The following is a 16,002-nucleotide window of genomic DNA, read 5'->3' as shown; positions in this document are numbered from 1 at the left end:
CCTTCCATCGACGCCGAGTCTACTTGGCCAGCTGCGTGAATGGGTGTAACGCTTCCCCGACAAGCAGTATGCCCGCCGCGTCCGCGGCGGGCATACAGTCGTGCTACTAGCTCAGGGGTCCTAGCTTGCGTACGACCGTAGCCGGTCGGCGCGCTCGCCGTGGCGCAGTTTGGACATTACGTCCCGCTCGATCTGGCGGACCCGCTCACGCGACAGGCCGAACAGCTTGCCGATCTGGTCCAGGGTGCGCGGCTGGCCGTCGTCCAAGCCAAAACGCAGCCGGATCACCTGGTGCTCACGCTCGTCGAGAGTGGCGAGCACGCTGCGGATGTCGGTGTGCAGCAGCTCGGCGATCACCGCGTTCTCGGCGGACATCGCCTCGGCGTCCTCGATGAAGTCGCCCAGCGGGGCCTCCTCTTCGGAGCCCACCGGCATGTCCAGGCTTACCGGGTCGCGGCTGTGCTCGAGCAGGTCGTTGATCTTCTCGACCGGGATGCCGGACTCGGCGGCCAGTTCCTCGTCGGTGGCCTCGCGGCCCAGGTTCTGGTGCATCTCCCGCTTGATCCGCGCCAGCTTGTTGACCTGCTCAACCAGGTGCACGGGCAGGCGGATGGTGCGGCTCTGGTCGGCCATGCCGCGGGTGATGGCCTGACGGATCCACCACGTGGCGTACGTGGAGAACTTGAAACCCTTTGTGTAGTCGAACTTTTCCATCGCGCGGATCAGCCCCAGGTTGCCCTCCTGGATCAAGTCCAGCAGCGGCATGCCGCGACCGGTGTAGCGCTTGGCCAGCGACACCACCAGCCGCAGGTTCGCTTCGAGCAGGTGACGGCGGGCGGCCTGGCCGTCGCGCACCACGGCCTCGAGGTCGCGTCGGCGGTTCTCCCCGAGGCGCTTGCGGGTTTCGAGCAGGTGCTCGGCGTAGAGCCCGGCCTCGATGCGCTTGGCCAGTTCAACTTCGCCCGCCGCGTTCAGCAGTGCCGTCTTCCCGATGCCATTGAGATAAACGCGCACGAGGTCCGCTGCGGGGCTCTGAGCATCCAGATCGCCGTCAAATCTGCTCGTGCTGGCGTTCGCCATAGCGACCTCCCATTCGGCTTTGTGCTGTCATCGAGTTCAACGACGGACCAGCCCTGAGAGTTCCCAGCGGTTTGTGATCTCACACGTCTTGACGTGCACAAATGTGCCGCCGACCTGAGAATGTCCTGAGAAGTCGGAGCAGTCGCTTCTCAGCGCGCCTGACCGATGTCGCCGCCCGGGCCCGGGGGCCAGCCCGGTTGCGGGTGGCGCCGGGACTCGAGCGCCAGGCGCTCGGCGGTCGGGAACAGCGGGGTGCGCCGCCGGCCGTCGTCGAATCGCCGCGGTTCGTCGGCGCTGCGCGGCGGCCGGTCGTTGGCGATCAGCACGGCCATCCACGGCAACGGGATCGACAGGGCCACGATCGCCAGCGAGATGAGACCGTTGTGCCAGGCGCCGTAGGCGACGGCGGCCAGGATGAGCGCCGGAATCCGGAAACCCATCAGCGTCAGGTACTTACGCACCCGTGCCCGGTGCTGTTCTTCGTAGGAGGGAGCGGCGGCGGTGATGAGGATCGGCCTGCCATCATCGTCGAACCCCAACTCGGAGCCGCGCGTCATTCTTCCACTGTCCCACACGACGGCGATTCCGGCAGAAGCGAGTTACGGGCACAATGTCAGGCATGGATACCCAGACGATCGAACGCACCGAGACCGACGAACGCGTCGACGACGGGACCGGCAGCGATACGCCGAAATACTTCCACTACGTCAAGAAGGACAAGATCGCCGAGAGCGCGGTCATGGGTAACCACGTGGTGGCGTTGTGCGGGGAAGTGTTCCCCGTCACCAAGGCGGCCAAGCCGGGCTCGCCGGTGTGCCCCGATTGCAAGCAGATCTACGACCGGATGAAGAAGGACTAGTTCGGCCGCGGGGGCCAGGCCGTCACAGCGCCGCGTTGTCGGCGGCCGCCGGCTCCGGCGCGGGAGCCGCCGTCCCCTTCAGCGGAGTGATGCGCGACTGCAGCCATTTGCGGAGCCGGTGCGCGTGCGTCTTCGGCGCCGGGAACTCCTCCTGGATCGCGGCGTTGAGCTCGGCGCCCAGCATGACGGCGAAACCGCCGAAGAACGCGAACAGCAGGAACGCGATCGGGGTGGACAGCGCCCCATAGGTGTATCCCGTGCTGGTGATCCACCGCAGGTAGACGCGAAGGCCCAGCGTCGCGATCAGAAACACCGCCATGGCGAGCACGGCGCCGAAGATGAGCCGGTGCGTCGGCAGGGGCTCAGGCAGCGCCACCCGATACAGGATGACCACCCCGATCAGCAGGCCCAGGATCAGCGCCGGGTAATACCCGTAGCGCAGGACATTGGCCAGGCTGTCCGGGATGTGTTCGCTCAGCTTGCGCGGCCCCACCACCAGCACCGGCGCGGCCCCCACGACGAACACCAGCATCACCACGTAGAGGAACAGGGCGAAGAGCCGCTGCCGCACGGGGTGCCGCAACGGGGTCTGGTCGTGCGCCTCCACCACCGCGTCGACGTAGGCCGAGATGGCCGACGACCCCGCCCACATCGAGATCAGGAAGCCGACCGACACCACCTCGCCGCGGGCGTTGGCCGTGACGTCGCGGATGGTCGGCTCGATGATCTCGTTGACGACGCTGGGGGAGAAGAAGCTGCGGATCGCGGAGATGATGCTCTTCTCGACGGCCGACAACGTATCGGGCCCGAACAGCGGCGCCACATAGGCGAGGCTGCCCAGCATCCCCAACAGCAGCGGCGGTAGCGACAGCGCCGACCAGAAACCCGCCTGGGCCGACTCGGAAAAGATGGAATCATCCCAGCTTTTCGAGAGGGTCCTCAGGGTGAGTCGCCAGATGTGATGGCGCGACGGCTTTGCGACTTGATCGCTCATACCCGTCCAGCATTACCGAACTCCGCCCCGCTCGCCCGCATTGCCGAGGGGTGAGTTCGGCGGGACTAGCTTCCGCTGACCTCCAGGACGGCGGACAGCTCGGTCAGCTTCGCCTCGTGCTCGTTGGCGTGATGCTGGCAGAAGAGAAGCTCAGCTCCTGAAGGCAGCGTGGCACGGACTCGAGCGGCGGCACCGCAGCGGTCGCAACGGTCCGCGCGGGTTAGCTCGGGACTGGTCAGAGTTGCATTCATGGCTTCTCCGTTCTTGCTTTTATTCACTCTCTCAGACGTATGGGGTTTTTGCGTTGTTCCCCGATCGTTATCGGGTGTGTCGTTTCTCACGAGCTGTAAACGTTTCGTTTCGAACAACTCTCTACAGTGATCATCCGTGACTTTCGCTCCTGACCTGCTGGTACATCTGTGCGGGCGCGACGAGTGGTCCCGTGCCCGCGCCGCTGGGGAGATTCGCCCCGACGCGTCCGGCGGCGGCCGGTTCATCCACCTGTCGTCGCCCGAGCAGGTCCACTTGCCGGCGAACCGGCTCTTCCGCGGCCGCGACGATTTGGTGTTGCTGCACATCGACCCCGCGCGCCTGGACTCCGAAGTGCGTTGGGAGCCCGGCGTACCAACGGATCCGGACGCGATGCTGTTCCCACACCTGTACGGCCCGCTGCCCACGGCCGCTGTGATTCGGGTCACCGACTACCGGCCGGCGTCGGACGGCACCTTCCCGCCGGTCGGCGATTCCACGTAGGCGTCGGCTTCGATCTCCACCAGCAGTTCGGGCGCGATCAGCGCCGACGCCTGCACCATGGTGGCCGCCGGGCGGATGTCACCGAACACCTCGGCGTGCACCGCCGCGACCTCGCGCCAGCGCGAGATGTCGGTGACGTAGATGCGGGTGCGGACCACGTCGGTGAGCGCCGCGCCCGCCTGGTCGAGCGCAATCTCGATGCGGCGCAACGCCTCTCGGGCCTGGGCCGCGACGTCGCCGGCCGGGCCGGAGCCGGTGGTCCCGGCAACCCATACGTGCGGGCCAACCCGGACGGCGCGCGAATAGCCGACGGCCGTCTCGAACTCGGAGCCGGAGGAGACCTGGGTGCGGTTCATGCCGCCACCGTACGACGGCCGGCGCCGCCGGCGCGACGGGTTTTCCGTGGAGTCCGTTGCGCGCCAAGCGGTCCGGCGGGTCGCTTAGTCGAGGTAGTCGCGCAGCACCTGGGAACGGCTGGGGTGGCGCAACTTTGACATCGTCTTGGACTCGATCTGACGGATGCGCTCGCGGGTGACGCCGTAGACCTGGCCGATCTCGTCGAGGGTGCGCGGCTGGCCGTCGGTGAGCCCGAAGCGCAGCCGTACCACGCCGGCCTCGCGCTCGGAGAGCGTCTCGAGCACCGACTGCAGTTGGTCCTGCAGCAGCGTGAACGACACCGCGTCGACGGCCACCACGGCCTCGCTGTCCTCGATGAAGTCACCCAGCTGGCTGTCGCCCTCGTCGCCGATGGTCTGGTCCAGCGAGATCGGCTCACGCGCGTATTGCTGGATCTCCAGCACCTTTTCGGGCGTGATGTCCATTTCCTTGGCCAGCTCTTCGGGCGTGGGCTCGCGGCCCAGGTCCTGCAGCAGCTCGCGCTGGATGCGGCCCAGCTTGTTGATCACCTCGACCATGTGCACCGGGATACGGATGGTGCGCGCCTGGTCGGCCATGGCGCGGGTGATGGCCTGGCGGATCCACCACGTCGCATAGGTGGAGAACTTGTAACCCTTGGTGTAGTCGAACTTCTCGACCGCGCGGATCAGGCCCAGGTTGCCTTCCTGGATGAGGTCCAGGAACGCCATGCCGCGGCCCGTGTAGCGCTTGGCCAGCGACACCACCAGGCGCAGGTTGGCTTCCAGCAGATGATTTTTCGCGCGATCGCCGTCGCGGCAGATCCACATCATGTCGCGGCGCTGGGCGGCGGGCAGCTTGTCGCCGCGCTCGGCCATCTCGGCCATCAGCTGGGTGGCGTACAGGCCGGCTTCGATCCGCTTGGCCAGCTCGACCTCTTCCTCGGCGTTGAGCAGCGCCACCTTGCCGATCTGCTTGAGGTAGGCGCGCACCGAGTCCGCCGACGCGGTGAGTTCGGCGTCCTTGCGAGCCTGGCGCAGCGCCTCGGACTCGTCTTCGTCCCACACGAAATCGCCGGAGGCCTTGTCCTTTTCGGAGGGCTCGGCGATTTCCTCGTCCTCATCGGCGGCGGCCTCGCCGGCAACGGCCGCGGCCGGGGCGGCGACCTCTTCCTCGCTGTCGTCGGAGTCGGCGGGCTCGATTTCGGCGTCCTCGCCGTCGGCCGCGACGTCGTCTTCCAGGTCGTCCAGGCTCAGGTCGGCGGCGTCGATCTCGAGGTCTTCACCGGGCTCGGCGTCGAGCTCGGTGTCGTCGAGGTCTTCGACGACCTCGAGGTCTACCTCGGCGTCGGCCGGGGCGCCCTTGGCCGCCTTCGTCCCGCGGCCCGCCGGGGCCTTGGCGGCCCGGGTCTTCTTGGCGTCGCCGTCGGCCTCCTGGGCCGGCGCCTTGGCGGCACGCTTGGCGGGGGCGGCGTGGGCGGCCTTGGCCGCCGGTCGCTTAGCGGGGGAGGGCTTCGTGGCGGTCCGTTTCACCGGCGCGTCGGTTGCCGGGCTTGCCTTGGTCGCTGCCACTTACACCCCTTCGTTTGGGCTCACTTTCGGTGGGTATGGGCATGGTTAACCGAAAGTGTCTGCTATGTCGATGTCGGCGTTGGATCAGCGTGGGTACTTGCACGCTATCGTTCGGGCGGTCGCCGATGACCATTGTAACGACAGTCAGCGGTCGAACGGCTCCGCCGGGGAAAAATCAGTGGGTCACGTCGGAGGTCGAGGCCATGGCGGCGCCCACTATCCCGGCGGTGTTGAGCAGGGCCGCCGCCACCACCGGGGTGCGGTTTTCGAGCAGCGGTAGCCACTTGTCGGCCTTGCGGCTGATGCCGCCGCCGGCGATGAACAGGTCCGGCCACACCGCGTTCTCGATGGCAACCAGCACGCGGGTGACCTGCTTGGCCCACTTCTCGAAGGTCCAGTCGTTCTTCTCTTTGACCGACGACGCCGCCCGCTGTTCGGCCTCCTTGCCGCCGACCTCGAGGTGCCCGAACTCGGTGTTCGGGATCAGCGTGCCGTTGTGGATGACCGCGGAGCCGATCCCGGTGCCGAACGTCAGCAAAACGACCAGGCCGGACTGGTTCCTGCCCGCGCCGTAGTGTTCCTCGGCCAGGCCGGCGGCGTCGGCGTCGTTGAGCACCGTGACGTCCTGGCCGCCCAGCTCGGCGCTGATGATGTCGCGCGCGTTGGTGCCGATCCAGGATTTGTCGACGTTGGCCGCCGTCTGGACGACGCCGTGGGTGACGACCCCGGGATAGGTGACCCCGAGCGGGCCGGTCCAGCCGAACGCGTTGACGACCTCGGCGATGGTCTTGGCGACCGCTGCGGGTGTCGCCGGCTGCGGGGTCAACAGCTTGACCCGCTCGCCGATCAACTGTCCGGTGTCCATGTCGACGATGCCGCCCTTGATGCCGCTGCCGCCGACGTCGATGCCGAATCCACGACGCTGTGGGGTGCCGACGGCGGTGCCGGTGCCGGGCGTATCCGTGGTCGAGTCGGTGCTGGTCATCGAAGCTCCTGGGCGTGGCTTGGCTGTCCGCCCACCTTAGCCCGGCGCCGATGTGCCGACGGGGTATCTGCGGGGCCGCGCCGCCTGTGATGCGATAGACCGGTGACCCGCCCAGAGGACGAGCCCGCCCGGTTGCGCACGGTGGCCGAGTCGTTGGCCGCCGAAGCCGCCGAATTCGTGCGGCGCCGGCGCGCCGAGGTGTTCGGGGCGGCGGCGGGCTCGGCATCTCCCGGCGGCGGGGCGGTGCGGTCGAAGAGCACCCCCACCGATCCCGTGACCGTCGTCGACACGGAAACGGAGCGCCTGCTGCGGGATCGGCTGGCCGAATTGCGGCCGGGCGACCCGATTCTCGGCGAGGAGGGCGGCGGCCCCGCCGATCCGGCGGGCACGCCCGCGGGCGCGGTCACCTGGGTGCTCGATCCCATCGACGGCACCGTGAACTTCGTCTATGGCATCCCGGCATACGCGGTGTCGGTCGGCGTGCAGGTCGACGGCGTGTCGGTGGCGGGCGCGGTCGCCGACGTCGTCGGTGACCGGGTGTACTCGGCGGCGACGGGGCGAGGCGCACACGTCATCGACGAGGACGGGGCCCGGCCGTTGCGGTGCGCCGCGGTCGAGGACTTGTCGATGGCCTTGCTGGGCACCGGGTTCGGTTATTCACGGCAGCGCCGGGCGACGCAGGCGGCGTTGTTGGCGCGGCTGCTGCCGGTGGTCCGCGACGTTCGGCGTATCGGCTCGGCGGCGCTCGACTTGTGCATGGTCGCGGAGGGCCGGCTCGACGCTTTCTATGAGCACGGCCTGCAGCCGTGGGATTGCGCCGCCGGCGCGCTGATCGCGGCCGAGGCCGGGGCGCGAGTCACGTTGCCGCCGCCGGGCATCGAGGGCGCCGGGCTGGTGCTGGCCGCCGCGCCGGGAATCGCCGACGCGCTGCTGGCCGCGCTGAACGAAGTCGACGGCCTGGACCCGATTCTCGAGTGACTCAGCAGCTGCTGGAGTGAATCTTGGTGAGCAGCGCGGGGTCTGAGGGCTCGGTGGTGCCGGGGCGCAGGGTGGCCAGCACGGCATCGATGTCGTCGTTATGGGCCAGCGCGGTGAAGTCCGTTCCCAACGACAGGTCGACTGAGTCGTCGGCGCGGTTGTCGTTGAACAACTCCATGCAGGGCGCCACCAGCCACACCGTCGCCGCGGTGGCTTGCCCGGCGGTGCCGAACCGGATCTGGCCCTGGCAGGTGAGCCGGGTGCCCGCGTAGAGCGGGTCGTTGGCGGCGGTCGGCTGGGCGAATCCCAGATCTTTCAGCGCCCCGGCGACGTCGCCCGCCTGTCCGCCGCGGCCGCTGGCGTTGAGCACGCGGACCTTGGTGTCGTTGAGCTTGGCGGGCGTGACATCCATCATCGCGCTCCGCGACACCTGCTCACCGAGCTGAGCCGGGGCCGAATTGGCCGCCTTCGGCGGGGGGTTGCACACCGCGACCTCGTGCACCTTGGCCGGGCGGGTCAGCGCGATCGTCCACACCACGGCCGTCGCCACCACCAGGAGAACCACCACGACGATGGCGGGGCGGGGATTGCGTCGCCGGAAGGGACGGCCGTGCTTGTCGAAGGCAGTACCCTCGGTGATTTGTGCGACCACAGGTGCACTCTAGTCGCACCCTAAACGCACTGTTCAAAGGCGAACGCAAGGGCCAATATGAGTGTGTGACGCAAATCACACATTAACGGACCGCTATCCGGGCACGAATCATTTGGTGGATGCGTTCGACGCTGGTACAAAGCGATGCTTGAGCTACGAGGGCATGCAGAGGCAATAGGGCAGGGGAACAGATATGCCTACCGACTACGACGCTCCACGGCGCACCGAGACCGACGATGTCTCGGAGGACTCGCTGGAGGAGCTCAAAGCACGACGCAACGAGGCGGCCTCGGCCGTGGTCGACGTCGACGAATCCGAAACCGCTGAATCTTTTGAGCTGCCCGGCGCCGACCTGTCGGGGGAAGAACTGTCGGTGCGCGTCATTCCGAAGCAGGCTGACGAGTTCACCTGCTCGAGCTGCTTCCTGGTGCAACACCGCAGCCGGCTGGCCAGCGAGAAGAACGGCCTGATGATCTGTACCGACTGCGCAGCCTGATCGGTCAGCTGCGCAATGCCGACAGCACCCGCTCCGGGTGGCGGCAACTCACCAGCCAGTACGGCGTCGGGTCGTCCGGGTCATCGAGGACGACCAGAATCATCGGGCCGATCCACGCCCGATGCAGGACGAAAGCCGCCGGGTCGAGTTGGCGGCCCAGCGCCGCGGACTTGGCCGACGCGGCGACCGAAGCGGACCGGGCGATCGCGGTGACCGGCAGGTGCGCCTCACCGGCCCACAGTTCGACCCCGCCCCGGGCGTTCGGGTCGGCGGTGACCCGGATTTCCACCCGGCCCAACCACAACAGCGCCCCGGCCGCCACGGCGAACAGCGTCGCGTACGGCAGCCACGAGGGTCGGGGGGCGACACCCATGTTGACTTCGAAGGCGATCAGGCCTGCCAGCCCGAAGGCCAACGGCCACCACCACCATGGGACCCACAGTCGTTCGCGATATCGCACACTGTGCGGCGCGACGCGCGTACCGGACACGGAGTCAAGGGTAATCTTTGGCCCCGTGTCGACCAGTCTGGCCATCCTCCGCCTCGATCCCGAGCTCCCACTGCCCACCCGCGCGCACGAGGGTGACGCGGGGGTGGATCTCTACAGCGCGGAAGACCTGAAGCTGGAACCGGGGCGGCGCGCCCTGGTGCGTACCGGTGTTGCGGTCGCGATCCCGTTCGGGATGGTCGGGTTGGTCCACCCGCGTTCGGGATTGGCGTCGCGCGTGGGACTTTCGATCGTCAACAGTCCCGGCACCATCGACGCCGGCTATCGCGGCGAGATCAAGGTCGCGCTGATCAACCTCGACCCGGCCGAGCCCATCGTGGTGCATCGCGGCGACCGCATCGCCCAGCTGCTGGTGCAGCGGGTCGAGTTGGTCGAGCTGGTCGAGGTGTCGTCCTTCGACGAGGCCGGGCTGGCCGAAACCTCCCGTGGCGACGGTGGCCACGGTTCCTCCGGCGGACATGCGAGTTTGTGATGGCAATCAAGAGACGTAACGACGACAGCGACGAGCCGGTGGACGCGGAAGCCGCCGCCGACCCGATCGACGAGGAGTTCGACGAGGAACTCGAGGGCCCGTTCGACATCGACGATTTCGACGACCCGTCGGTCGCGGAGCTGGCGCGGCTGGACCTGGGCTCGGTGCTCATTCCCATGCCGGAGGCGGGTCAGCTGCAGGTGGAGCTGACCGAGACCGGGGTCCCGAGCGCGGTGTGGGTCGTCACGCCGAACGGCCGCTTCACCATCGCCGCCTACGCGGCGCCGAAGACGGGCGGATTGTGGCGCGAGGTGGCCGGCGAGCTCGCCGATTCGCTGCGCAAGGACTCGGCCAAAGTCAGCATCAAGGACGGCCCGTGGGGCCGCGAGGTGGTCGGCTCCGCGTCCGGGGCGGTGCGCTTCATCGGGGTCGACGGCTACCGCTGGATGATCCGCTGCGTCATCAACGGCCCCCACGAGACCATGGAAGCGCTCGAGCAGGAGGCGCGAGCGGCGTTGGCCGACACGGTGGTTCGCCGTGGTGACACGCCCCTTCCGGTGCGCACGCCGTTGACGGTGCAGCTGCCCGAGCCGATGGCGCAGCAGCTGCGCGAGGCCGCGGCGGCCCAGCAAGCCGAGGCGCAGCAGGCCGCGGCGGAGTCGCGATCCAACGAACCGGCGGCGCGCCGCAGCGTCGAGGGCTCGGCCATGCAGCAGCTGCGCACCACCACCGGCGGCTGACCCGCGGTCAGCTGACGTCGGCGAGCGCGGCCAGGCACGCCGCGCCCAACGCGGCGGCGTCCAAGCCGATCTGGTCGAGCGTCACCGTGCGCAGCGCCGCCCGCGGCGCTGCGTCGACCCACTCCACACCGACCTCCAGCGGATGGATGGGGTCGTCGACAGCGGCCGCCACCGCTAGGGGCACCGCCAGCCGGGCCAGCGCGGCCCGGGTCGGCGCCACGTAGGCGGCGGCCTCGTCCATCGCATCGGGCAGCTGGGGCCACTGCGCCCGCCACGAACGGGCGAGTTCGTCGGCCAGCCACGGCGGGCTGGACGCCCGCATCTGCCCGGTCGCCACCGCCAGCCCGTCGGCGCGCAGCTGCGACGCCGTGTACCGCGCCGCGAGCGCCGCCGGCGCCGCTTCCGGGGCCCCGGCCCACGCCGGCAGCGCGGCCAGGACGGCGACCGCCTGGTCCGCGTGGGCGAGCGCCCAGGCGGCCGCCACCGCCGCCCCGATGGACACGCCACCGACCGCGATCGGGCCCGTGCGCGCGGCGGCGTCCAGGGCCGACACGTAGCCCTCGATCAACCGATCAGGCCGGGGCGGCGGGGCCACCAGCACCGCGCCGACGTCGCCCAACGGACCCGAAAACGCCCGGTGAACGTAGTCGTCGTCGGACCCGGTGCCGGGCAACAACACCGTCGTGACACCCCGCAGATCGACAGCCACCAACTGATACTGCCCCGGCGTTCAGCCGCGCTCCAACACGACGTTTGAGTCGGTTGGCGTGCGGGAACCAACAGGTCTACGGTGTCCGTTGGCATAAGTGAAGCGCCGAGGCTTAACAGCATTGTCAGGAGTGGCCATGGGGGCCCAAGGATATCTGCGCCGGCTCACCCGTCGTTTGACGGAGGCGCCGGAGCAACGCGACTCCGAGGAGTTGTCCGACGAGGTCGCGAGCACTGGCGCGCAACGGGTTATCGATTGCGAGCGTGGCCAAGAGGTCACGATGGTCGGCACGCTGCGCAGCGTGGAATGTAACGGCAAGGCCTGTGCGGGCGGTGTCCGCGCCGAGCTGTTCGACGGCAGCGACACCGTCACTTTGGTCTGGTTGGGGCAGCGTCGGATCCCCGGCATCGATTCGGGCCGCAAGCTGCGGGTGCGGGGCCGGCTGGGCAAGCTGGAGAACGGCACCAAGGCCATCTACAACCCGCATTACGAAATTCAGCGGTGACCCAACCCGACAATCTGGGGTCGAGTTCGGGACCCCACGAGTCGGGCGCTGCTGAGCGCGCGACCGTCAATCGCGTCACGGCCGAACGGCTACTGCGCCAGGCGGGCGGGGTCAGCGGCGTCATCTATTCATCGCTGCCCGTTGTGATCTTCGTCATTGCGTCGAGTCTGTCGGGCTTGTTGGCGGCCATCGCGTCCGCGTTGACCGCGGCCGCGCTGGTCCTGGTGTGGCGCCTGATCCGGCGGGATTCCATACAGCCGGCCCTCTCCGGATTTTTCGGCGTGGCGATCTGCGCGCTCGTTGCCTACGTCGTGGGGGAGTCCAAGGGTTACTTCCTGCTCGGGATCTGGATGTCGCTGGTGTGGGCGGTGGTCGTCGCGGTGTCCATCGTCATCCGGCGGCCGCTGGTCGGCTACGTGTGGACCTGGGCCACCGGGCGGGGCCAAGGTTGGCGCGACGTTCCGCGCGCCGTCCACGCGTTCGACCTCGCCTCGATCTGCTGGGTGCTGGTGTTCGCCGCCAGGTTCGTCGTCCAGGGCCTGCTCTACAACGCCGACCAGACGGGGTGGCTGGCCGTCGCGCGCATCGCGATGGGGTGGCCGCTGACCGTGGCGGCCGCGCTCGTGACGTACCTGGCGATCAAGTCCGCGCAGCGGTCCATGCTCGCGGTCGGCGACTCCCGCGCCCCGATCGACGCCGACCCCGTCAGCGACTAGCGCTGCGGGCGCCAGGCCCCGCGGTGATCGCAAGCGCGGCGGAGCCGGGCGCTGCGGGTCACCGCCAGAGGCCCCTGTGGTGATCGCAAGCGCGGCGGAGCCGGGCGCTGCGGGTCACCGCCAGAGGCCCTAGTCGTCGAGCCCCGGGCCGTCCGGCAGCAGGAGCTTGCGTAGATCCTCTTCGGCCTCGGCGACCGCGACGAAGAGCAGCTCGTCGCCGCCCTCCAGCGGCTCGTCCGCCTCGGGCACGATCACCCGCGGCCCGCGCAGGATCGTCACCAGGGAGGCGTCGCGGGGCAGCTGCAGCCGGCGCACCGGCTTGCCGCCCCAGGGGGTGTCGTCCGGCAGCGTGATCTCGACGAGGTTGGCTTGCCCGCGCCGGAATTCCATGAGCCGCACCAGATCACCGACGGCGACGGCCTCTTCGATCAGTGAGGCCAGCATGCGCGGCGTGGACACCGCCACGTCGACCCCCCAGGCGTCGGTGAACAGCCACTCGTTGCGGGGGTCGTTGACCCGGGCCACCACCCGGGGCACCGCGAACTCGGTCTTGGCCAGCAGGCTGAGCACCACATTGGCTTTGTCGTCGCCGGTTGCGGCCACCACCACGTCGAACTCGTGCAGGTGCACCGATTCCAGCAGGCTCAGCTCGCAGGCGTCGCCCAGCCGCCAGTGCGCGGCGGGGATGGCGTCGACGTCCACGTGATCGGGGTTTCGCTCGATCAGCGTCACATCGTGGCCGTTGCCGATGAGTTCGCGACTGACGGAGCGGCCGACCGCGCCGGCCCCGGCGACAGCTACTTTCATTTGCCGCTCCTTAACCGAGGTCTTCGCTGGGTGGCAGGGCCGCGATCGCCACGGCCTCAGCCGCGCGGCCGGAGATCGCGGCGACGTAGACCTGATCGCCGGATTGCAGGACTGTCTTCGGTTCCGGCAAGACGCCGGCGCCGAACCGGATCAGGAAGGCGACGCGGGCGCCGGTGGCCTGCTCGAGGTCGGTGACCCGGTGCCCGATCCACTCCTCGTGCAGGACGACCTCGGCGACGGCCACCGTGCCGGTCGGGTCCCGCCACTTGGCGGTCTCGGTGTCCCGCAGCAGGGCGTTGAGCAGCCGGTCGGTGGTCCAGGGCACGGTGGCGATCGTGGGGATACCGAGGCGTTCATAGACCTCGGCCCGCTTGGCGTCGTAGATCCGGGCGACGACGCGCTTGACGCCGAAGGTCTCCCGGGCCAGCCGCGCCGAGATGATGTTCGAGTTGTCCCCGGACGACACGGCGGCGAACGCGTCCGCCTCCTCGATGCCGGCCCGTAGCAGTACGTCCCGGTCAAACCCCTGCCCCAGCACCCGCTCGCCGGCGTATTCCGGGCTGAGTCGGTTGAAGGCGGTGCTGTCGCGGTCGATGACCGCGACGTCGTGGCCGATCCGCGACAGCCCGTCGGCCACCGAGGAACCGACCCGGCCGCAGCCCATCACCACTACTCGCACTTACGATCCTCTCGGCCGCGTCCTGCGTCTCCCATCGGCAACCCACGTCGGCCAGCCGATTTCGGGTCGGCAAACATTCTCACCTACGAAGCTACCGCCAAACCCGTGTGGGCTTACTCTTGGCTCTCGTGTCCAAACTTTCAACCGCAGCGCGTCGGTTGCTGATTGGCCGGCCGTTCCGGAGCGACCGGCTGAGTCACACCCTGCTGCCCAAGCGGATCGCCTTGCCGGTGTTCGCCTCCGACGCGTTGTCCTCGGTGGCGTACGCGCCCGAAGAGGTCTTCCTGATGCTCTCGGTGGCCGGCGTGACGGCGTACGCGTTGACACCCTGGATCGGCCTCGCCGTGGCCGCGGTGATGCTGGTGGTGGTCGCCAGCTATCGGCAGAACGTGCACGCCTACCCGTCGGGCGGGGGCGACTACGAGGTCGTCACCACAAACCTCGGCGATACCGCCGGCCTGGTGGTCGCCAGCGCGTTGATGGTGGATTACGTTCTTACCGTTGCTGTTTCGACGGCCTCGGCCATGTCCAACATCGGCTCGGCCATCCCGATCGTCGCCCAGCACAAGGTGTGGTTCTGCGTGGCGGCCATCCTGCTGGTGATGGCGTTGAACCTGCGCGGGATCCGGGAGTCCGGGGTGGCGTTCGCGATTCCGACGTATGCGTTCATCGTCGGCGTCTTCGTCATGATCGGCTGGGGCCTGTTCCGGATCTTCGTCCTGGGTAATCCGCTGCGGGCGGAGTCCGCCGGCTTCCAGATGCACGCCGAGCACGGGCAGGTCGTCGGCTTCGCGCTGGCGTTCCTGGTCGCGCGGTCCTTCTCCTCGGGGTGCGCGGCGCTGACCGGTGTGGAGGCGATCAGCAACGGCGTGCCGGCTTTCGAGAAGCCCAAGTCGCGCAACGCGGCGACGACGCTGCTGATGCTGGGCGGCATCGCGGTGACCCTGCTGATGGGCATCATCGTGCTGGCCCAGCAAATCAGGGTCCAGCTGGTCGAGGATCCCGCCCGGCAACTGACCGGCGCGCCCCCGGGCTACTACCAGAAGACGCTGGTCACCCAGCTGGCGGAAACGGTGTTCGGTAGCTTCCACATCGGCTTCCTGCTGATCGCCACGGTGACCGCGCTCATCCTGGTGCTGGCGGCCAACACGGCGTTCAACGGTTTCCCGGTGCTCGGTTCGGTGCTGGCGCAGCACAGTTATCTGCCGCGCCAGTTGCACACCCGGGGCGACCGGCTGGCGTTCTCCAACGGCATCCTGTTCTTGTCCGGCGCGGCGCTGTTGGCCATCGTCGCCTTCCGCGCGGAGGTCACCGCCCTGATCCAGCTGTACATCGTCGGCGTGTTCATTTCCTTCACGCTGAGCCAGATCGGCATGGTGCGGCACTGGACCCGGTTGCTGCGTACGGAGACCGACCCGCGGGCGCGGCGCAAGATGATGCGCTCCCGGGTCGTCAACACGGTCGGCTTGATCTCCACCGGCGCCGTGCTGTTGGTCGTCCTGGTGACCAAGTTCGTCGCCGGCGCGTGGATCGCGCTGTTCGCAATGGGCTTGCTGTTCTTGATCATGAAGATGATCCACCGGCACTACGGCACCGTCACCCGCGAGTTGGAAGAGCAGGCCGCCGCCCAGCACGACGTGGTGCTGCCCAGCCGCAACCATGCCCTGGTGCTGGTGTCGAAGCTGCATCTGCCGACGCTGCGCGCGCTGGCCTACGCCCGCGCGACCCGTCCCGATGTGCTCGAGGCGCTCACCGTCAGCGTCGACGACGGTGAGACGCGCGAGCTGGTGCACCAGTGGGAGGAAAGCGACATCAGCGTGCCGCTGAAGGTCATCGCCTCGCCGTATCGCGAAATCACCCGTCCCATACTCGATTACGTCAAGCGGGTCAGCAAGGAGTCGCCGCGCACGGTCGTCACCGTGTTCATCCCCGAGTATGTGGTGGGGCATTGGTGGGAGCAGGTGCTGCACAACCAAAGCGCGTTGCGGCTCAAGGGCCGGCTGCTGTTCATGCCCAACGTGATGGTGACTTCGGTTCCTTGGCAATTGAATTCGTCGGAGCGGCTCAAAACGCTGCAGCCGCACGTGGCCCCGGGCGACACCCGTCGGGGAATCTTCGATTGATACGCGAATCTCCTCGCACGC

General features: G+C 68.5%; 21 protein-coding genes. 9 read left to right on the top strand and 12 right to left on the bottom strand.

The annotated features are described in order from the left end of the window. Window positions 1-120: 120 nt before the first annotated feature. Both sigB and A5681_RS02325 read right to left on the bottom strand, forming a co-directional pair. On the bottom strand, window positions 121-1,080 hold the full coding sequence (sigB, locus tag A5681_RS02330) for a sigma-70 family RNA polymerase sigma factor SigB (protein WP_040623889.1): 960 nt from the start codon (window positions 1,078-1,080) through the stop codon (window positions 121-123). 149 nt (window positions 1,081-1,229) lie between these two features. Next, window positions 1,230-1,655 (bottom strand): DUF3099 domain-containing protein, encoded by a 426-nt coding sequence (locus A5681_RS02325; RefSeq protein ID WP_419866287.1) that lies wholly within the window; start codon window positions 1,653-1,655, stop codon window positions 1,230-1,232. Window positions 1,656-1,699: 44 nt separating this feature from the next. On the opposite strand from A5681_RS02325, the gene A5681_RS02320 reads away from it, so the two are divergent. Continuing rightward, a complete protein-coding gene (locus A5681_RS02320; RefSeq protein ID WP_067268964.1) occupies window positions 1,700-1,939 on the top strand; it encodes a DUF3039 domain-containing protein in 240 nt (79 codons plus the stop codon). Window positions 1,940-1,961: 22 nt separating this feature from the next. Here the strand turns inward: A5681_RS02320 and A5681_RS02315 are convergent, their stop codons facing one another. Together A5681_RS02315 and A5681_RS26245 are read right to left on the bottom strand one after the other, a co-directional pair. After that, window positions 1,962-2,933: a YihY/virulence factor BrkB family protein gene (locus A5681_RS02315; protein WP_067268963.1), complete on the bottom strand. Its 972-nt coding sequence runs from the start codon at window positions 2,931-2,933 to the stop codon at window positions 1,962-1,964. Between the two features lie 65 nt (window positions 2,934-2,998). Then, a complete protein-coding gene (locus A5681_RS26245) occupies window positions 2,999-3,184 on the bottom strand; it encodes a DUF7455 domain-containing protein (protein WP_007171575.1) in 186 nt (61 codons plus the stop codon). A gap of 136 nt (window positions 3,185-3,320) precedes the next feature. Between A5681_RS26245 and A5681_RS02310 the strand changes: the two genes are divergently transcribed. Further along, window positions 3,321-3,686 (top strand): DUF952 domain-containing protein, encoded by a 366-nt coding sequence (locus tag A5681_RS02310; protein WP_067268962.1) that lies wholly within the window; start codon window positions 3,321-3,323, stop codon window positions 3,684-3,686. Here A5681_RS02310 and A5681_RS02305 read toward each other — a convergent pair. From A5681_RS02305 to ppgK, 3 genes are all read right to left on the bottom strand, one after another. Continuing rightward, complete coding sequence (locus A5681_RS02305; RefSeq protein ID WP_067268961.1) at window positions 3,635-4,042, bottom strand: RidA family protein; 408 nt, start codon at window positions 4,040-4,042, stop codon at window positions 3,635-3,637. The two genes, A5681_RS02310 and A5681_RS02305, sit on opposite strands and share 52 nt — an antisense overlap. Window positions 4,043-4,126: 84 nt before the next feature. After that, window positions 4,127-5,611 (bottom strand): RNA polymerase sigma factor, encoded by a 1,485-nt coding sequence (locus A5681_RS02300; protein ID WP_082968167.1) that lies wholly within the window; start codon window positions 5,609-5,611, stop codon window positions 4,127-4,129. A 175-nt stretch (window positions 5,612-5,786) separates the two neighbouring features. Next, entirely contained in the window at window positions 5,787-6,596 is an 810-nt protein-coding gene (gene ppgK / locus A5681_RS02295; protein WP_067268959.1) for a polyphosphate--glucose phosphotransferase, read from the bottom strand. Window positions 6,597-6,698: 102 nt separating this feature from the next. On the opposite strand from ppgK, the gene A5681_RS02290 reads away from it, so the two are divergent. Next, window positions 6,699-7,574, top strand: coding sequence for an inositol monophosphatase family protein (locus A5681_RS02290; RefSeq protein ID WP_067268958.1), 876 nt, complete (start codon window positions 6,699-6,701; stop codon window positions 7,572-7,574). A 1-nt stretch (window position 7,575) separates the two neighbouring features. Here A5681_RS02290 and cei read toward each other — a convergent pair whose 3' ends face one another. After that, window positions 7,576-8,226 carry an envelope integrity protein Cei gene (gene cei, locus A5681_RS02285; protein WP_067268957.1) on the bottom strand — a complete coding sequence of 217 codons (651 nt, stop codon included), beginning with the start codon at window positions 8,224-8,226 and terminating at the stop codon, window positions 7,576-7,578. A gap of 193 nt (window positions 8,227-8,419) precedes the next feature. Here cei and A5681_RS02280 point away from each other — a divergent pair, with 193 nt between their 5' ends. Beyond that, window positions 8,420-8,722 carry a DUF4193 domain-containing protein gene (locus A5681_RS02280; protein ID WP_007171590.1) on the top strand — a complete coding sequence of 101 codons (303 nt, stop codon included), beginning with the start codon at window positions 8,420-8,422 and terminating at the stop codon, window positions 8,720-8,722. A 4-nt stretch (window positions 8,723-8,726) separates the two neighbouring features. On the opposite strand, the gene A5681_RS02275 is transcribed toward A5681_RS02280, so the two are convergent. Then, entirely contained in the window at window positions 8,727-9,212 is a 486-nt protein-coding gene (locus tag A5681_RS02275) for a DUF3093 domain-containing protein (RefSeq protein ID WP_067268956.1), read from the bottom strand. Window positions 9,213-9,237: 25 nt separating this feature from the next. On the opposite strand from A5681_RS02275, the gene dut reads away from it, so the two are divergent. Together dut and A5681_RS02265 are read left to right on the top strand one after the other, a co-directional pair. Beyond that, window positions 9,238-9,702, top strand: a complete 465-nt coding sequence (dut, locus tag A5681_RS02270) for a dUTP diphosphatase (RefSeq protein WP_067268955.1) — start codon at window positions 9,238-9,240, stop codon at window positions 9,700-9,702. Further along, window positions 9,702-10,442, top strand: coding sequence for a DUF3710 domain-containing protein (locus A5681_RS02265; protein ID WP_067268954.1), 741 nt, complete (start codon window positions 9,702-9,704; stop codon window positions 10,440-10,442). Before dut ends, A5681_RS02265 begins: the two co-directional genes overlap by 1 nt. 7 nt (window positions 10,443-10,449) lie before the next feature. Here the strand turns inward: A5681_RS02265 and A5681_RS02260 are convergent, their stop codons facing one another. Continuing rightward, the gene (locus A5681_RS02260; RefSeq protein ID WP_067269145.1) at window positions 10,450-11,151 is read right to left on the bottom strand and encodes a hypothetical protein; all 702 of its coding nucleotides are present in this window, start codon (window positions 11,149-11,151) and stop codon (window positions 10,450-10,452) included. A 136-nt stretch (window positions 11,152-11,287) separates the two neighbouring features. Between A5681_RS02260 and A5681_RS02255 the strand changes: the two genes are divergently transcribed. Together A5681_RS02255 and A5681_RS02250 are read left to right on the top strand one after the other, a co-directional pair. Next, the gene (locus tag A5681_RS02255; protein WP_067268953.1) at window positions 11,288-11,656 is read left to right on the top strand and encodes an OB-fold nucleic acid binding domain-containing protein; all 369 of its coding nucleotides are present in this window, start codon (window positions 11,288-11,290) and stop codon (window positions 11,654-11,656) included. Window positions 11,657-11,670: 14 nt separating this feature from the next. Continuing rightward, window positions 11,671-12,372, top strand: coding sequence for a DUF3159 domain-containing protein (locus A5681_RS02250; RefSeq protein WP_067269143.1), 702 nt, complete (start codon window positions 11,671-11,673; stop codon window positions 12,370-12,372). Window positions 12,373-12,501: 129 nt separating this feature from the next. Here the strand turns inward: A5681_RS02250 and A5681_RS02245 are convergent, their stop codons facing one another. Then, window positions 12,502-13,179, bottom strand: coding sequence for a potassium channel family protein (locus A5681_RS02245; RefSeq protein ID WP_067268952.1), 678 nt, complete (start codon window positions 13,177-13,179; stop codon window positions 12,502-12,504). Window positions 13,180-13,189: 10 nt separating this feature from the next. Then, entirely contained in the window at window positions 13,190-13,858 is a 669-nt protein-coding gene (locus tag A5681_RS02240) for a potassium channel family protein (RefSeq protein ID WP_156737812.1), read from the bottom strand. 128 nt (window positions 13,859-13,986) lie between these two features. Here A5681_RS02240 and A5681_RS02235 point away from each other — a divergent pair, with 128 nt between their 5' ends. Beyond that, window positions 13,987-15,981 (top strand): APC family permease, encoded by a 1,995-nt coding sequence (locus A5681_RS02235; RefSeq protein WP_067268950.1) that lies wholly within the window; start codon window positions 13,987-13,989, stop codon window positions 15,979-15,981. Window positions 15,982-16,002: the final 21 nt, after the last annotated feature.

Origin of the sequence: Mycobacterium scrofulaceum, from assembly GCF_001667885.1 — a bacterium.
In the GTDB taxonomy this organism is placed as follows: domain Bacteria; phylum Actinomycetota; class Actinomycetes; order Mycobacteriales; family Mycobacteriaceae; genus Mycobacterium; species Mycobacterium scrofulaceum_C.
Note: the sequence above shows the minus strand (reverse complement) of the source record. Positions and strands in the feature narration are given on the sequence as shown.

Coding starts and splice junctions, on each gene's coding strand:
- sigB (WP_040623889.1), bottom strand. CDS start 1,080: ATGGCGAACGCCAGCACGAGCAGATTTGACGGCGATCTGGATGCTCAG.
- A5681_RS02320 (WP_067268964.1), top strand. CDS start 1,700: ATGGATACCCAGACGATCGAACGCACCGAGACCGACGAACGCGTCGAC.
- A5681_RS02315 (WP_067268963.1), bottom strand. CDS start 2,933: ATGAGCGATCAAGTCGCAAAGCCGTCGCGCCATCACATCTGGCGACTC.
- A5681_RS26245 (WP_007171575.1), bottom strand. CDS start 3,184: ATGAATGCAACTCTGACCAGTCCCGAGCTAACCCGCGCGGACCGTTGC.
- A5681_RS02305 (WP_067268961.1), bottom strand. CDS start 4,042: ATGAACCGCACCCAGGTCTCCTCCGGCTCCGAGTTCGAGACGGCCGTC.
- ppgK (WP_067268959.1), bottom strand. CDS start 6,596: ATGACCAGCACCGACTCGACCACGGATACGCCCGGCACCGGCACCGCC.
- A5681_RS02280 (WP_007171590.1), top strand. CDS start 8,420: ATGCCTACCGACTACGACGCTCCACGGCGCACCGAGACCGACGATGTC.
- A5681_RS02265 (WP_067268954.1), top strand. CDS start 9,702: ATGGCAATCAAGAGACGTAACGACGACAGCGACGAGCCGGTGGACGCG.
- A5681_RS02255 (WP_067268953.1), top strand. CDS start 11,288: ATGGGGGCCCAAGGATATCTGCGCCGGCTCACCCGTCGTTTGACGGAG.
- A5681_RS02245 (WP_067268952.1), bottom strand. CDS start 13,179: ATGAAAGTAGCTGTCGCCGGGGCCGGCGCGGTCGGCCGCTCCGTCAGT.